The organism is Bradyrhizobium agreste, assembly GCF_016031625.1.
In the GTDB taxonomy this organism is placed as follows: domain Bacteria; phylum Pseudomonadota; class Alphaproteobacteria; order Rhizobiales; family Xanthobacteraceae; genus Bradyrhizobium; species Bradyrhizobium agreste.
In genome coordinates this window covers 173,549-186,947 of the sequence record NZ_JACCHP010000012.1, presented here as the reverse complement: position 1 = coordinate 186,947, position 13,399 = coordinate 173,549, and the positions used below count along the sequence as shown (strand labels likewise).

The window sequence follows — 13,399 nt, the reverse complement described above, 5'->3', positions numbered from 1 at the left end:
CTATCGTTTAGCCACTTTCTCCCACAACCACTTCGCCACAGCATCGGGCGATGAATTCGCATCATTGCCGCTGGCGCGGAGGTTCGCCTCGCGCATGGTGGCGATGTCGATCTTGCCGAGCAATGGCTTGAGCGCCGCCTGCAGTCGCTCGTCGCCGGCGCGTTTCGGCGCCAGCAGCAGGATAGCATCATAGGGCGGGATCGCGTGTTTGGGATCGTCGAGCGCTGTGAGCTCGTATTTGGCGATCAAGCCGTCGCTGGTGTAGCCGGCGATGACGTCGACTTCGCCGCTGGCGACGGCCGCATACATGAAGTCCGGTTGCATCTGGCGCTGGGTGCGGAACTGCAGCACATAGGCCTTTTGCAGCGCGGCCCATTCCGGGCGCGAGAAGAACTCGTAGTCGCCGGCAATCGACAGCGTGGCCGCATGTGCGGCGAGATCGGCGACAGTTCGGATGCCGAGCGCCTCGGCGCGTCGTCTTGGCATCACCAGCGCATAGGCGTTCTCAAAGCCGAGCTCGCCGAGCAGGGTGATGTTGTCCTTGGCGAGCGCCGTCTTCAATTCCGCGACCAGCTCGGCGCGGGGCTTGATGTCGGTGCGATGCAGCTGGTTGGCCCAGAGCGTGCCGGAATAATCGACATAGAGATCGATATCGCCGGCCTTCAGCGCCCCGAAGATCACGCTGGAGCCGAGGCCGGAGCGCGCACTAGCCGAGAGGCCTGCCGCCTCGAGGCGGTCCCTCATCAACGCCGACAGCACATATTGCTCGGCGAAGGTTTTGGCGCCGACCACATAGCCTGAGGACGAGCGTCCCATGGTCGGTACCAGCGTTGCAGCGACCAGCGCCGCGATTCCGACCGCGCCGAGACCGCTGCGCACGCGGTTGCGGAGCCGCAGGCCGGTCTCGATCAGCCCAAGCAACTGGTCGACTGCGAGCGCGAGCAGGGCGGAAGCCACGCAGCCGAACAGCACGAATACCCAGTTCTGGGTCTGAAGGCCGGCAAAAATGTAATTGCCGAGGCTGGTCTGCCCGATCGGCGTCGACAGCGTCGCGGTTCCGATCACCCACACCGCCGCGGTGCGGATGCCGGCCATCATCACCGGCAGCGCGAGCGGCAGCTCGACAATCAGCAGCGATTGCCGCGCGGTCATGCCGACGCCTTTCGCTGCCTCGATCAGCGCGGGATCGATGCCGTTGAGGCCGGTGATGCCGTTGCGCAGCACCGGCAGCATCGAATAGAGCGCCAGCGCCAGCATCGCGGGCAGGAAGCCGAATGCCGAGAAAGATATTCCGAACCAAGCCAGCGTGAGGGAAGCAGCCAGCAGCAACAGCGGATAGAACAGCGCGAGCAGCGCCAGCCCGGGTACGGTCTGCACGATGCTGGCGAACGCGAGCAGGATGCCGCGCGGCGCCGGACGGTTGCGCGTCAAAATCGCCAGTGGCAAGCTCACGGCGAGGCCAAGCGCGAGGGCGGCGAGGCTCACCCGCACATGGTTGCCGAGGTAGTCCGGCAGATGCGACAGCGCCTCGCCCCAGCGCGGATCGGTGAAGATGCTCATGCCGCACCGCCCATCGGAAGCAACGCATTCAGCCGCTCGACCTGGCGGCGCGGGGTGCGCAACAGCTCGAGCACGTAATCGTCGCGGCTGCTCGAGAGCTCCGCAGCTGTCCCCTGTGCGAGCAATCGTCCGCCGCGCATCACCGCGATGCGGTCGGCGAGCAGGATCGCCTCGGACATGTCATGCGTGATCATCACGGTGGTGAGGCCGAGCTTGCGGTGCAACGTGCGATAGTCGTCACCGAGCGCATCGCGGGTGAGGGGATCGAGCGCGCCGAACGGCTCGTCCATCAGCATGATGCGGGGTCTTGCCGCGAGCGCCCGCGCCACGCCGACGCGCTGGCGCTCGCCGCCGGAGAGGTCCTCGGGCAGCCGTTCGCGGTGCGATGTGCGGTCGAGCTGCACCAGCTCCAGCAGCTCGTCGACGCGCCCCGCCACGGCCGCAACCGGCTCGCCGAGCAGCTTCGGTGTGATGCCGATATTGTCGGCGACGCTTAAGTGCGGAAACAGCCCACCGCTCTGGAAGACGTAGCCGATCCGGCGCCGCAGCGCGACCGGATCGACATTCCGCGCGTCCTCGCCTTCGACGGTGATGGTGCCGCTATCGGCCTCGATCAGCCGGTTGGCGAGCCGCAGCAGCGTGGTCTTGCCCGAGCCCGAGCCACCGACGATCGCCACAAACTCACCCGCGGCGACGCCGAGCGACACGTCGTCGACGGCGGCAAGGGAGCCGAAGCGCTTGGTGACGTGGTGGTAGCTGATGGCCAGTTTGGAGGACATCGCAGGTGAGCTCTCTTTTCTCTTACCCTCCCCTGGAGGGGGAGGGTCGGTGCGCATGAAGCGAAGCGGAATGCGAACCGGGGTGGGGTGACGGTCTCTCCGCGTCGAATACTGCCCGAGTGGAGAGATCACCCCACCCCGCTCGCGCTGCGCGCGATCGACCCTCCCCCTCCAGGGGAGGGTAAGAGCGCGGCAGCACGGCATACGTAGCACGCCCGGCGCCTCGATTGAACTTGGCGGCGCGAGCGGCTAAGGCATCGGGCTGAGTTCGGAGGAAGCATATGACGACGCCCACGGCAGTGGCGCTGGAAGATACCGAGGTTGCGTTCCGGCTGGGGGACGGCCGGGTCTATACGGCGGTGGAGAAGGCTCATCTCGCGGTGGCGCAGGGCGAGTTCGTCGCCATCGTCGGCCCGACCGGCTGCGGAAAATCGACGCTACTCAACGTCGCGGCGGGCCTGCTCAAGCCCGCCGCAGGCAGCGTCAGGATTTTCGACCAGCCATTGGCAGGACTGAATCGGGATGCCGGCTATTTGTTCCAGGCCGATGCGCTCTTCCCCTGGAAGACCGCGCTCGACAATGTCGCGATCGGGCTCGAGATCAAGGGTACGCCGCGCACGGAAGCCTTGTCGCAGGCCCTGAAATGGCTGACCTCCGTTGGCCTTGGCGCCTTCGCGAACCGCTATCCGCACATGCTCTCCGGCGGCCAGCGCAAGCGCGTGGCGCTGGCGCAGGTGCTGATCCGCGATCCGAAGATCCTTCTGATGGACGAGCCGTTCGGGCCGCTCGATGCGCAGACGCGTCAGGTCATGGGTAATCTGCTGCTCGACTTGTGGAATGCGGACCGCAAGGCCGTGCTGTTCGTGACGCATGATCTGGAGGAGGCGATCGCGCTTGCCGACCGCGTCGTGATCATGTCGGCGGGGCCGTCCTCGCGCATCATCGGCGACTGGCGCGTCGGCCTGGCCCGCCCGCGCGACATCTTCGAGGTGCGTCTCGACAAGGAATTCCATGCGCTCCATCGCGAGATCTGGAGCGTGCTGAAGGACGAGGTGATGAAGGGTTACGCGCAGTCCACCCGGGCGGCGGAGGCGGTCTGATGTCGCGGCCCACGCTGTTCGCGCTGCAGGTCCTGGTCGCGGTCGTCGGCATCGTGCTGTGGCAGGTGCTGTCGACCGTGCCCGTGTTCGGCAAGATCCTGCTGCCGCCGTTCTTCTTCTCCAATCCGTTCGACGTGTTCAGCCAGATCGTGAAATGGTTCGCCTCCGGCGTGATCTGGAAGCACCTCGGCATCACCCTGGCGGAATCGATCCTCGCCTTCGTGATCGGATCGCTCGGCGGGGTCCTGGTCGGCTTCTGGTTCGCGCGCCAGCCGCTGGTCGCCGCGGTGTTCGACCCCTATGTGAAGATGGTCAACGCACTGCCGCGCGTCGTGCTGGCGCCAATCTTCGCGCTGTGGCTCGGGCTCGGCATCTGGTCCAAGGTCGCGCTCGGCGTCACCTTGGTGTTCTTCATCGTGTTCTTCAACGTCTATCAGGGCGTCAAGGAGGTCAGCCGAACCGTGCTCGACAATGGCCGCATGCTCGGCATGAGCGAGCGGCAGTTGATGCAACATGTCTATTGGCCGTCGGCGCTGTCCTGGATGTTCTCGTCGCTGCACACCTCGGTCGGCTTCGCCGTGGTCGGCGCGGTGGTCGGCGAATATCTGGGATCTGCGGCCGGGCTCGGCTACCTGATCCAGCAGGCCGAGGGCGTGTTCGACGTTGCCGGCGTGTTCGCCGGCATGTTCGTGCTGTCGGCTTTCGTCATCCTGATCGACTTCGGCGTCACGCTGGTGGAGCGGCGCCTCCTGGTGTGGCGGCCGACGGCGTCGGACGGGCGCGGGTAGGAAGCAAGTCGGCTTGGCCGCGTCGATGCGATCTCGGTTGTGCCCGGGCACGCCATTGCGCCGAAGGGCTGATGGACAGCCCGCTCAGGCGGTGCTTCTCAAGCCAGCCCCGCTGCTCTATGGTGCCGCCGGCCGAACGGAGGAAAACCAATGAAGAACACGATTGCCAGGCTCGCGGGCGCGCTGCTCGCGCTGACGCTCACCACCTCGCTTGCCGCGGCGCAAAGCAAAGTCACCATCGCGGTCGGCGGCGGCTCCTGCCTGTGCTATCTGCCGACGGTGCTGGCCAAGCAGCTTGGCGAATACGAGAAGGCCGGCGTCAGTGTCGAGCTCGTCGACCTCAAGGGCGGCTCGGACGCGCTCAAAGCCGTGCTCGGCGGCAGCGCCGACGTGGTCTCCGGCTATTTCGACCATTGCGTCAATCTCGCCGCCAAGAAGCAGGAGCTGCAATCCTTCGTGGTCTATGACCGCTATCCCGGCCTCGTTCTGGTGGTCGCGCCCTCGCGGACCAACGACATCAAGTCGGTCAAAGATCTCGCCGGCAAGAAGGTTGGCGTCAGTGCGCCCGGCTCCTCCACCGACTTCTTCCTGAAATACATGCTCAAGAAGAACGGGCTCGATCCCACCAGCGCCGCCGTAATCGGGGTGGGCCTGGGCGCTACGGCCGTGGCCGCGATGGAGCAGGGCCAGATCGACGCGGCCGTGATGCTCGATCCGTCCGTGACCGTGCTGCAGGGCAGCCGCAAGGATCTGCGTATCCTTTCGGACACCCGCACCCAGAAGGACACGCTGGAGACGTTCGGCGGCGAATATCCGGGCGGTGCGCTGTATTCGACCGTGGCCTGGATCAACGGCCACGAGAAGGAGGCGCAGGCGCTCACCAATGCGATCCTCGCCACGCTCGCCTGGATCCATTCGCACAGCCCTGAGGAGATCATGGCGAAGATGCCGGAGGAGACCGTCGGCAAGAACAAGGACCTCTATCTCGCCGCACTGAAGAACACGATCCCGATGTATTCCGAGACCGGCAAGATGGACCCGAAGGGCGCCGATGCCGTGCTTAACGTGTTCAGTGTCGGCTCGCCCGAGGTGGCGAACGCCAAGATCGACGTCAGCAAGACCTTCACCAACAAATTCGTCGAGCAGGCCAAGAAGACCACCGGGAGCGCCAAATAGCCGACGCGAAGGCGTGGTATCAGGCTTCATGACGTCTCCGGTCATTCATCGCGTCGCGACGCTCGATCTCGCGGTGCGGCCGATCGTCTGGCCGTTCGCCGAGCAGCGCCGCGTCGAGATCGCGGCGCATTTTGCCGAGAAGCAGCGCGAGCGGCCGAAGATCTGGAACGGCCGCGTCCTGCTCGGGCGGGACGCCGCGTTCAGCGACGGTCACCTGACGGCGACCTATTTCGAGACTGATTTCGCGAGCTTCCTCGCCTGGCGCGACTGGGGCTTTCCCGACAAGGCCGTGTTCAACGGCTTTGGCATGGGGGCGTTGCGGGCCTCCGACGGCGCCTTCATCATGGGCGAGATGGCGCCCCACACCGCCAACGCAGGCCGCATCTATTTCCCCTCAGGAACGCCGGATCTCGACGACGTCAGGGACGGCGCGCTCGACATTCCCGGCAGCGTCGTCCGCGAGCTCGACGAGGAGACCGGCCTGACGGCGGCCGACTATCGGATCGAGCCGGGCTGGCATTGCGTGGTCACCGGTCCCACGATCGCGATGTTGCAGGTCATCAACCTGGACATGCCGGGCGATGTGGCTCGTGCCCGGATCGAAGCCAACCTGGCGCGCGAGGCCGAGCCGGAGCTGTCGGCCATTCATCTCGTGCGGGGGACCAGCGATCTCAGGCCGTCCATGCCGCGATTTGTCACGGCCTTCGTCGAGCAGCAGTTCGCAGCGCACTGATGCGCGAGGCTTGACATCGCCCCGCTCAGCCCATGTGATGGGCAGACGAAATTGCACCAAGAATGCAATGCACAATCGTCTAGGGAGGTTTTGATGCGCCTGCGCATGGCTGCCCGCTTGGTACGTGGGCTGTTGGTCGCGATATCAGCGACGGGCTTGGCGGTGTCTGCCGCGGCCCAAGAAAAGAAGCTCAAGATCGGCGTCATCTACGATCTGACCGGCCCGCTCGCCGGCGGCGGTTCGGAGCTGCAATATACCGGCGCAAGGATCATGCTGGATCAGTACAGCGCGAAAGAGGTCGAAGGCTACAAGATCGAGGCGATCTATGCCGATGCTCAGAGCAAGCCGGATGTCGCCATCAATGAAGCGATCCGTTTGATCGAGCAGGAAAAGGTCGACATGCTGCTCGGCTTCTTCTCCTCGGCGCAATGCGTGCCGGTGGCAGCGCGCGTCGAGCAGCTGAAGAAGTTCATGTGGATCACGACCTGCATTTCGTCGGCGGTGCTGGAGAACAAGAACTACAAATACGTGTTTCGCCCGCAGGCCTCCGGCGATCAGTTCGGCATGATGACGATGGACTTCATCGCGCAGAACGCGAAGGAGAAGTTGGGCAAGGACCCGAAGGACCTGCGGGTCGCCATCATCCACGAGGACGGCGCCTACGGCGTCGACGTTGCCAAAGGCAACGAGGCCGGTGCCAAGAAGGCTGGTTTCAACATTGTGCTCAGAGAGGGCTATTCGGCGACGGCCCCGGATTTGTCTGCGCTGGTCACCAAGCTGAAGCGGGCCAAGCCGGATGTGGTCTTCCATACCGGCTATAATCCCGACATCACCCTGTTGCTCCGGCAGGCCCGCGAGCAGGGGCTGAAGTTTGCGGCACTCGTGGGACATGGCGCCGGCTACGGCGTCTACGAGAAGCTGAAGGAAGGCCTGGGCGCCGACGTAAACTACGTCTTCAACACCGATCCGATCTCGATCTGGCTCGCCAACCAGAAGAGCATGGATCCGAAGCTGCCGCCGATCATCAAGGCGATTGGCGAGGAGTTCGACAAGCGCAAGCCGGGCGTCGCCATTCGTTCGGCCCATGTCGGCATGGCTGCGTCCAACACCAATTTATTCCTGACCGACGTGCTGCCGCGAGCGATCAAGAAATATGGCGGCGTAGATCCCGATTCCCTGCGCAAGGCAGCACTGGACACCGACATACCCGAAGGCGGCACCATGCTCGGCTTCGGCGTCAAATTCCACGGCGAGGGCTCGCCAATGGCCGGCCAGAACGAGCGCTCGTTCCCCGTCGTGATCCAATACGTCGACGACAAGTCCTATGTGGTGTGGCCCAAGAGCCAGGCGCAGCGCGAGGCCGTGCTGCCGCTGCCCAAGGGCACCACCTACAGCAACCAGTAGCGGAGTGCTGCGGTGTTGGAAGTCAGCGGATTGGTGAAGCGGTTTGGCGGCTTCACCGCCGTGAACAACGTGTCGTTCCGGGTCGACCAGGGCGAGATCCTCGGCCTGATCGGCCCCAACGGCTCGGGCAAGAGCACGATCTTCAACATGCTGTCCGGCACGCTGGCACCGACCTCCGGATCGATCCTGTTCGCCGGGCACGAGATCGCGGGCCTGGCGCCGCACCGGATCATCAACAGCGGCATCGGACGGACCTTCCAGATCCCGCGGCCGTTCCGCCGCTTGAGCATTTTCGAGAACGTCGCGCTTGCCGGCTTCTACGGCCAGGGCCGCCACAGCCGCGCCAAGGCGGAGGAGGCGGCCGAGCGGTCGCTGGCGATGGTCGGCCTGCCGACCGATCGCCATGCCAGCGTCGATGGGCTGGGCGCCGCAGGGCTGAAGAAGCTCGAGCTGGCGAAGGCACTCGCCACCGCGCCAAAGCTGTTGCTCGCCGACGAGAGCCTCGGCGGCCTCGACGAGGCCGAGATGGACCAGGCCGCGGACATGCTGCGCAACATCCGCGACGAGCTCGGCATCACCATCATCTGGGTCGAGCACATCATGGGCGTCCTGATGCGCGTCGTCGACCGCGTCATGGTGCTCGATCATGGCGAGAAGATCTCGGAAGGCCTGCCGAGCGCGGTCGCGGGCGATCCGCGCGTCATCGAGGTCTATCTCGGCACCGACGCCGAGACCACGCAGGCCGCGGCCGCTGAAGCGCGCCGCCGCGCGGGAGGCTAGGCGATGCTGGAGCTTCGCGGCGTCAATGCCGGCTATGGCACTTTTCAGGCGCTGTTCGACCTCAATCTCGACGTGAAGGGCGGCGAAGCCGTCGGCGTCATCGGCCCGAACGGCGCCGGCAAGACCACCTTGATGCGCGTCATCTCCGGCTTGATCCGCCCCTCGCGCGGATCGATCAAGATGGAAGGCGTCGACCTCGTCGCGACCCCGGCGCACAAGATCGTCAGCCTCGGCATTGCGCATGTGCCGGAGAACCGGCGGCTGTTTTCGCAACTCACGGTCGACGACAATCTCAAGATGGGCGCCTTCATGAAGGAGGCGCGGGACCACTACGCCGAGCGGCTGGAGGTGGTGTTCGACCTGTTTCCGCGCCTGAAGGAACGCCGTCACCAGATGGCCGGAACCATGTCCGGCGGCGAGCAGCAGATGTGCGCCATCGGCCGTGCGATGATGTCCAATCCGAAACTGTTGCTGCTCGACGAACCCTCGGCGGGGCTTGCACCGGTCGTGGTGCAGCAGGTGTTCGAGCTGGTGAAGCGGATCCGCGCCAGCGGGCTGACGGTGCTGATCGTCGAGCAGAACGTGCAGCAGGTGCTGAAGGTGGTCGACCGCGCTTATCTGATCGAGGCGGGCACGATCCGCAGCTCAGGCACCTCGGCCGAGATGCTGGCGAGCGACACGGTCAAGGAAGCTTATCTCGGGGTGTGATGGGCATGCAGGCGTTCCTGGACGTATTCGACATCTATCTGCTGGAGGCCGTCATCAACGGCATCCTGCTCGGCGGCGTGCTGGCGCTGCTTGCGCTCGGGCTCAACCTGATCTTCGGCGTCATCGACGTGACCTGGATCTGCTACGCCGAGCTCGTCATGATCGGCATGTACGGCATGTATTTCATGGTGCAGTATTACGGCATCAGCTATTTCGTTGCGGCCCCGCTCACCATCCTGCTCGTCGCCGTTCTTGGCGCGGCGCTGCACTACCTCGTCATCGCCCCGCTGCTGACCGCACCTCCGATCAACCAGCTGCTCGCGACCGGCGGGGTGCTGTTCGTGCTGCAGAGCTTTGCCACGGTGACCTTCGGCATCGACTTCCGCAATCTCGGCATCCGCCTGCCGGTGCTCGCCTTCGGCGACATGAATTTCAGCTACGCACGACTGCTCTCGTTCGTCGCCGCGCTGGTCGGCATGGTCGCGGTCTATCTGTTCATGACGCGCACCTTCACCGGCACTGCGATCCGCGCCATCTCGCAGGATCGGCAGATCATGGCGCTGATGGGCGTCGACGCCAAGCGGATCTATCTCATTACCTCCGCGCTCGGCGGCGCGCTCGCTGGCCTCGCCGCCTGCCTCCTCGTGCTGCAATACGACGTGCATCCCTTCGTCGGCCTCTCCTTCGGGCCGATCACCTTCCTGATCTGCGTGCTCGGCGGCCTCGGCAATTTCATCGGCGGCTTCATCGCCTCCTTCGTGTTCGCCGAGATCATCTCCCTCGGTGGCCTGTTCTCCGACCTCGAATGGGGTTATGTGCTGGCCTTCGCGTTCTTCATCGTCATGATGTTCATCCGGCCCGCGGGCCTGCTTGCGAGGCGCCGATGATGGGGCGGGGGCGGCTTGCTGCATGGGGCGTGGGGCTCGCGGCGCTGGTCGCGCTGCCCTTCGTCTATCGCGATCCCTATCATCTGCACATCCTGGTGCTGATCCTGATCTGGTCGTTCGCCTATACGTCCTGGTCGATGATGGGGCGATTCGGCCTCGTCTCGCTCGGTCATGGCGGCTTCATGGGGATCGGCGCCTACGTCACCGCGCTGTTGTGGAATCACGCAGGACTGTCGCCCTGGTTCGGCATTCCCATCAGCATGGCAGCGGCCGGTGCGCTGGCGATGATCGTCGGCTATCCCTGCTTCCGCTTTCGCATCACCGGGCATTATTTCGTGCTGGTGACGCTGGCGCTATCAGGCATCGTGCTCCAGGTCATTACCGCGACGCGCGACTATACCGGCGGCTCGCTCGGCTACACCCCGAACCGCGCATCCGGCAACAAGCTGCTGGCACTGCAATTCGACGACAAGACGACCTGGTACTTGATCGCGCTTGCGATCTGGCTGTTCGGCATCGTGGTCTGGCACTGGGTCGACCGCAGCATGGCGCGCTATGCGCTGGAGGCGATCTCGGAGGACGAGGACGCCGCGGCCGCGGCCGGCGTTAACGTCACCGCCGAGAAGCTGAAGATCACGCTGCTCAGCGCGCTGATGACCGCTTTGGCGGGCGCGATCTACTGCCAGTACCAGATGTTCATCACGCCCGACACGGTCAGCGGCATCGCCGTCTCGCTGCAGATGGTGTTCGCCGCGATCGTCGGCGGGCTGTTCGTTTCGCTCGGCCCGACCGTCGGCGCCATCATCACCATCCTGCTGGCGGAGAGCTTGCGCATCGGTTTCGGCACCAAGGCGGTCGGCTGGGACAATCTCGTCTACGGCGTGCTGCTCGTGCTCTTCATCATATTCCTTCCCAAGGGCATCCTTGGTAGCTTGCTCGACCGATTGAAGTTGCAACGCAAGGTGCCCCGCGCTCATGAGCAAAAAGCCGTCCAGGTCGCTCGCCCAGGAACTTGACCGCTACATCACGCCGTTCCGCTACGATGGCTCCGGCAAGTTTCACCTCAAGGACCACAAGACCGACGAGAAGGGCGATCTCGACAAGGAGAAGGCGCAGGCGATCCTCGACTCCAACAAGAAGCGGCTGATCGCGTTTCAGGAGAAGCTCTACGCCCAGGACCGTTGGTCGCTCCTGATCGTATTCCAGGCGATGGACGCCGGCGGCAAGGACTCCGCGATCAAGGCGATCTTCGAGGGCATCAATCCGCAGGGCTGCGAGGTCACGGCCTTCAAGGCGCCGAGCAGCAAGGAGCTCGACCACGACTTCCTCTGGCGTCATGCGGTCGCGCTGCCCGAGCGCGGCCATATCGGCATCTTCAACCGCTCGCATTACGAGGAATGCCTGGTGACGCGCGTACACCCGGAGATTCTCGCCAAGGAGAAGCTGCCGCCAAGGCTCGTCACCAAGAACATCTGGAAGGAGCGGTTCGAGGACATCTCCGCCTTCGAGCGCTATCTCTGCCGCAACGGCACCGTGGTGCTGAAGTTCTTCCTCAACGTGTCCAAGGAAGAGCAGCGCGAGCGCTTCCTCGCGCGGCTGGACGATCCGGCCAAACAGTGGAAGTTCTCCATGGACGACATCAAGGAGCGTGCGCTGTGGCCGCGCTACCAGGCGGTCTACCAGGACATCGTCCGCCACACGGCGACCTCCCATGCGCCCTGGTACGTCGTGCCGGCCGACCACAAATGGTTCGCCCGCGTCGTGATCGGCTCGGTGATCAATGCCGAGCTGGAAAAGCTCGACCTGCGCTTTCCCCGCGCCGATAAGGCCTCGCTGGTTGAGTTCGAGCAGGTGCGCAAGGCGCTGGAGAAAGAAGCGACGGGAGGCAAGAAGCAAGCAAAGTGACAGCCAGCGGGACCACGAACTGCAAGAACGTCAACTTCGCGCTCCAGGGCGGCGGCGCGCACGGCGCCTTCGTCTGGGGCGTGCTCGACCAGGTGCTCGAGGACGGCAGGCTCGCGATCGAGGCGATCAGTGCGACCAGTGCCGGCGCCATGAATGCGGTGGCGATGGCCTCCGGCATGGCGCATGGAGGCGCGGAGGCCGCGCGGGAGAGCCTGCACGCATTCTGGTACGAAGTCTCGCGCATGGACATGGCGTACGACTTGATGTCGCCGCTGAACCAGTGGATCCAGGCGCTGAAGCTGCCGCCGGAATATCATCCGGTCCACGCATTCATCCACACGCTGACGCACACGCTGCCGCCGAACCTGCTCAATCCCTTTCATTTCAATCCGCTCCGCGCGCTGCTGCAGCGCGTGGTCGATTTCGACCGGCTCAATTCCTCGCCCGATGCGCCGCAGCTGTTTCTGAACGCCACCAACGTCCGCACCGGCAAGATCAAGGTGTTCCAGAGCCCGCTGCTCACGGCGGACACCGTGCTCGCGTCAGCCTGCCTGCCGCCCTATTTCCAGGCCGTCGAGATCGATGGCGAGCATTACTGGGACGGCGGCTATCTCGGCAATCCCGCGATCTATCCGTTGATCTACCGCAAGGGCAGTCACGACGTCGTCATCGTGCAGGTGACGGCGATCCGGCGCAACGAGTTGCCGGCCAGTGCCGCCGATGTCCTGCACCGCATCAACGAGATCAGCTTCAATTCGTCCTTGATGCGCGAGATGCGCGCGATCGCTTTCGCCACCCGGCTGATCGACGACGGCGAGCTCGACAGCAACAAGCACAGCCGCATGTACATGCATTGGATCGGCAACGACGCGTTGATGTCGCAGCTCGGCACAGCCACGCAGTTCCACCCCGAATGGAGCCTGCTGTGCCGCCTGCGCGATGAGGGCCGTGAGACGGCGCGAAGCTGGCTGGCGCGAAACTTCGACCAGATCGGAAAGGCTTCGACCGTCGACCTGGCGGAGATGTTTCTCTAGGCCGCCGAACCGGCCAACGACAAAAAGTGCGAAAACAACCCCATGCACAGTAGCCGGGCATTGCGAAATCAATGGCTTATCGGCTCATCTTTTGCGATGCGGATTTAGAGAAATCCGTTTGCCTCGTCGGGCAAAACAGGGGCATGATGTCACCCTGCCGGCTGTCTCGCTCGATGTCCTTGCCCGGCGCGCGAGTGCTCCTGATTGGCAGGTGCAGGAATTCACGATCGGGCGCGGCCGTCTAAGGAACTTGCACGTTCAATTGTGATCCTTTGCGCCTTTGATCCCGCTTGACAGTTTTGTGTCCTGGGAGGAGCATCGCAGCGGTCGCAAACAAGCGACGCGCAACGTCCACCTCATGAGCAAGGGGAGGTCTATGACGCCACCTCCGCAAATCCAGCCGCGTTGATTGCGATGGAGCTCGTTCGGACTATCGCATAGCGGCAAAAACCGCGAACGGCACGCCGGGTCAAGGTTTAGCGGGCCGCATCAGTGAGGCAAGGCCCCTACCTTCCCGGCGCTGTAATTTTGATCCCGTCGATCGT

13 protein-coding genes are annotated in these 13,399 nt (G+C 64.3%); 11 read left to right on the top strand and 2 right to left on the bottom strand.

Going from position 1 to position 13,399, the window contains the following annotated elements:
- Positions 1-1,560: a glycine betaine ABC transporter substrate-binding protein gene (locus HZZ13_RS20060; RefSeq protein WP_197961258.1), complete on the bottom strand. Its 1,560-nt coding sequence runs from the start codon at positions 1,558-1,560 to the stop codon at positions 1-3.
- Positions 1,557-2,339, bottom strand: a complete 783-nt coding sequence (locus tag HZZ13_RS20055; protein ID WP_197961257.1) for an ATP-binding cassette domain-containing protein — start codon at positions 2,337-2,339, stop codon at positions 1,557-1,559. The genes HZZ13_RS20060 and HZZ13_RS20055 overlap by 4 nt, the downstream gene beginning before the upstream one ends.
- A gap of 281 nt (positions 2,340-2,620) precedes the next feature.
- Here HZZ13_RS20055 and HZZ13_RS20050 point away from each other — a divergent pair, with 281 nt between their 5' ends.
- The 11 genes from HZZ13_RS20050 to HZZ13_RS20000 all read left to right on the top strand — a co-directional run bounded on the left by HZZ13_RS20050 (position 2,621) and on the right by HZZ13_RS20000 (position 12,854).
- Complete coding sequence (locus HZZ13_RS20050) at positions 2,621-3,439, top strand: ABC transporter ATP-binding protein (RefSeq protein WP_197961256.1); 819 nt, start codon at positions 2,621-2,623, stop codon at positions 3,437-3,439.
- Positions 3,439-4,227: an ABC transporter permease gene (locus tag HZZ13_RS20045; RefSeq protein WP_197961255.1), complete on the top strand. Its 789-nt coding sequence runs from the start codon at positions 3,439-3,441 to the stop codon at positions 4,225-4,227. The genes HZZ13_RS20050 and HZZ13_RS20045 overlap by 1 nt, the downstream gene beginning before the upstream one ends.
- A 150-nt stretch (positions 4,228-4,377) precedes the next feature.
- On the top strand, positions 4,378-5,403 hold the full coding sequence (locus HZZ13_RS20040; RefSeq protein WP_197961254.1) for an ABC transporter substrate-binding protein: 1,026 nt from the start codon (positions 4,378-4,380) through the stop codon (positions 5,401-5,403).
- Between the two features lie 28 nt (positions 5,404-5,431).
- Positions 5,432-6,136, top strand: a complete 705-nt coding sequence (locus HZZ13_RS20035; RefSeq protein ID WP_197961253.1) for an NUDIX hydrolase — start codon at positions 5,432-5,434, stop codon at positions 6,134-6,136.
- 93 nt (positions 6,137-6,229) lie between these two features.
- Positions 6,230-7,540, top strand: coding sequence for an ABC transporter substrate-binding protein (locus HZZ13_RS20030; RefSeq protein WP_197961252.1), 1,311 nt, complete (start codon positions 6,230-6,232; stop codon positions 7,538-7,540).
- 12 nt (positions 7,541-7,552) lie between these two features.
- A complete protein-coding gene (locus tag HZZ13_RS20025) occupies positions 7,553-8,320 on the top strand; it encodes an ABC transporter ATP-binding protein (RefSeq protein WP_036037489.1) in 768 nt (255 codons plus the stop codon).
- A gap of 3 nt (positions 8,321-8,323) precedes the next feature.
- On the top strand, positions 8,324-9,028 hold the full coding sequence (locus tag HZZ13_RS20020) for an ABC transporter ATP-binding protein (protein WP_197961251.1): 705 nt from the start codon (positions 8,324-8,326) through the stop codon (positions 9,026-9,028).
- A 5-nt stretch (positions 9,029-9,033) separates the two neighbouring features.
- On the top strand, positions 9,034-9,915 hold the full coding sequence (locus tag HZZ13_RS20015) for a branched-chain amino acid ABC transporter permease (RefSeq protein ID WP_197961250.1): 882 nt from the start codon (positions 9,034-9,036) through the stop codon (positions 9,913-9,915).
- On the top strand, positions 9,912-10,931 hold the full coding sequence (locus tag HZZ13_RS20010; RefSeq protein ID WP_197961249.1) for a branched-chain amino acid ABC transporter permease: 1,020 nt from the start codon (positions 9,912-9,914) through the stop codon (positions 10,929-10,931). The genes HZZ13_RS20015 and HZZ13_RS20010 overlap by 4 nt, the downstream gene beginning before the upstream one ends.
- Entirely contained in the window at positions 10,891-11,820 is a 930-nt protein-coding gene (locus tag HZZ13_RS20005) for a polyphosphate kinase 2 family protein (protein ID WP_197961248.1), read from the top strand. Before HZZ13_RS20010 ends, HZZ13_RS20005 begins: the two co-directional genes overlap by 41 nt.
- A complete protein-coding gene (locus tag HZZ13_RS20000) occupies positions 11,817-12,854 on the top strand; it encodes a patatin-like phospholipase family protein (protein WP_197961247.1) in 1,038 nt (345 codons plus the stop codon). The genes HZZ13_RS20005 and HZZ13_RS20000 overlap by 4 nt, the downstream gene beginning before the upstream one ends.
- Positions 12,855-13,399 lie beyond the last annotated feature (545 nt).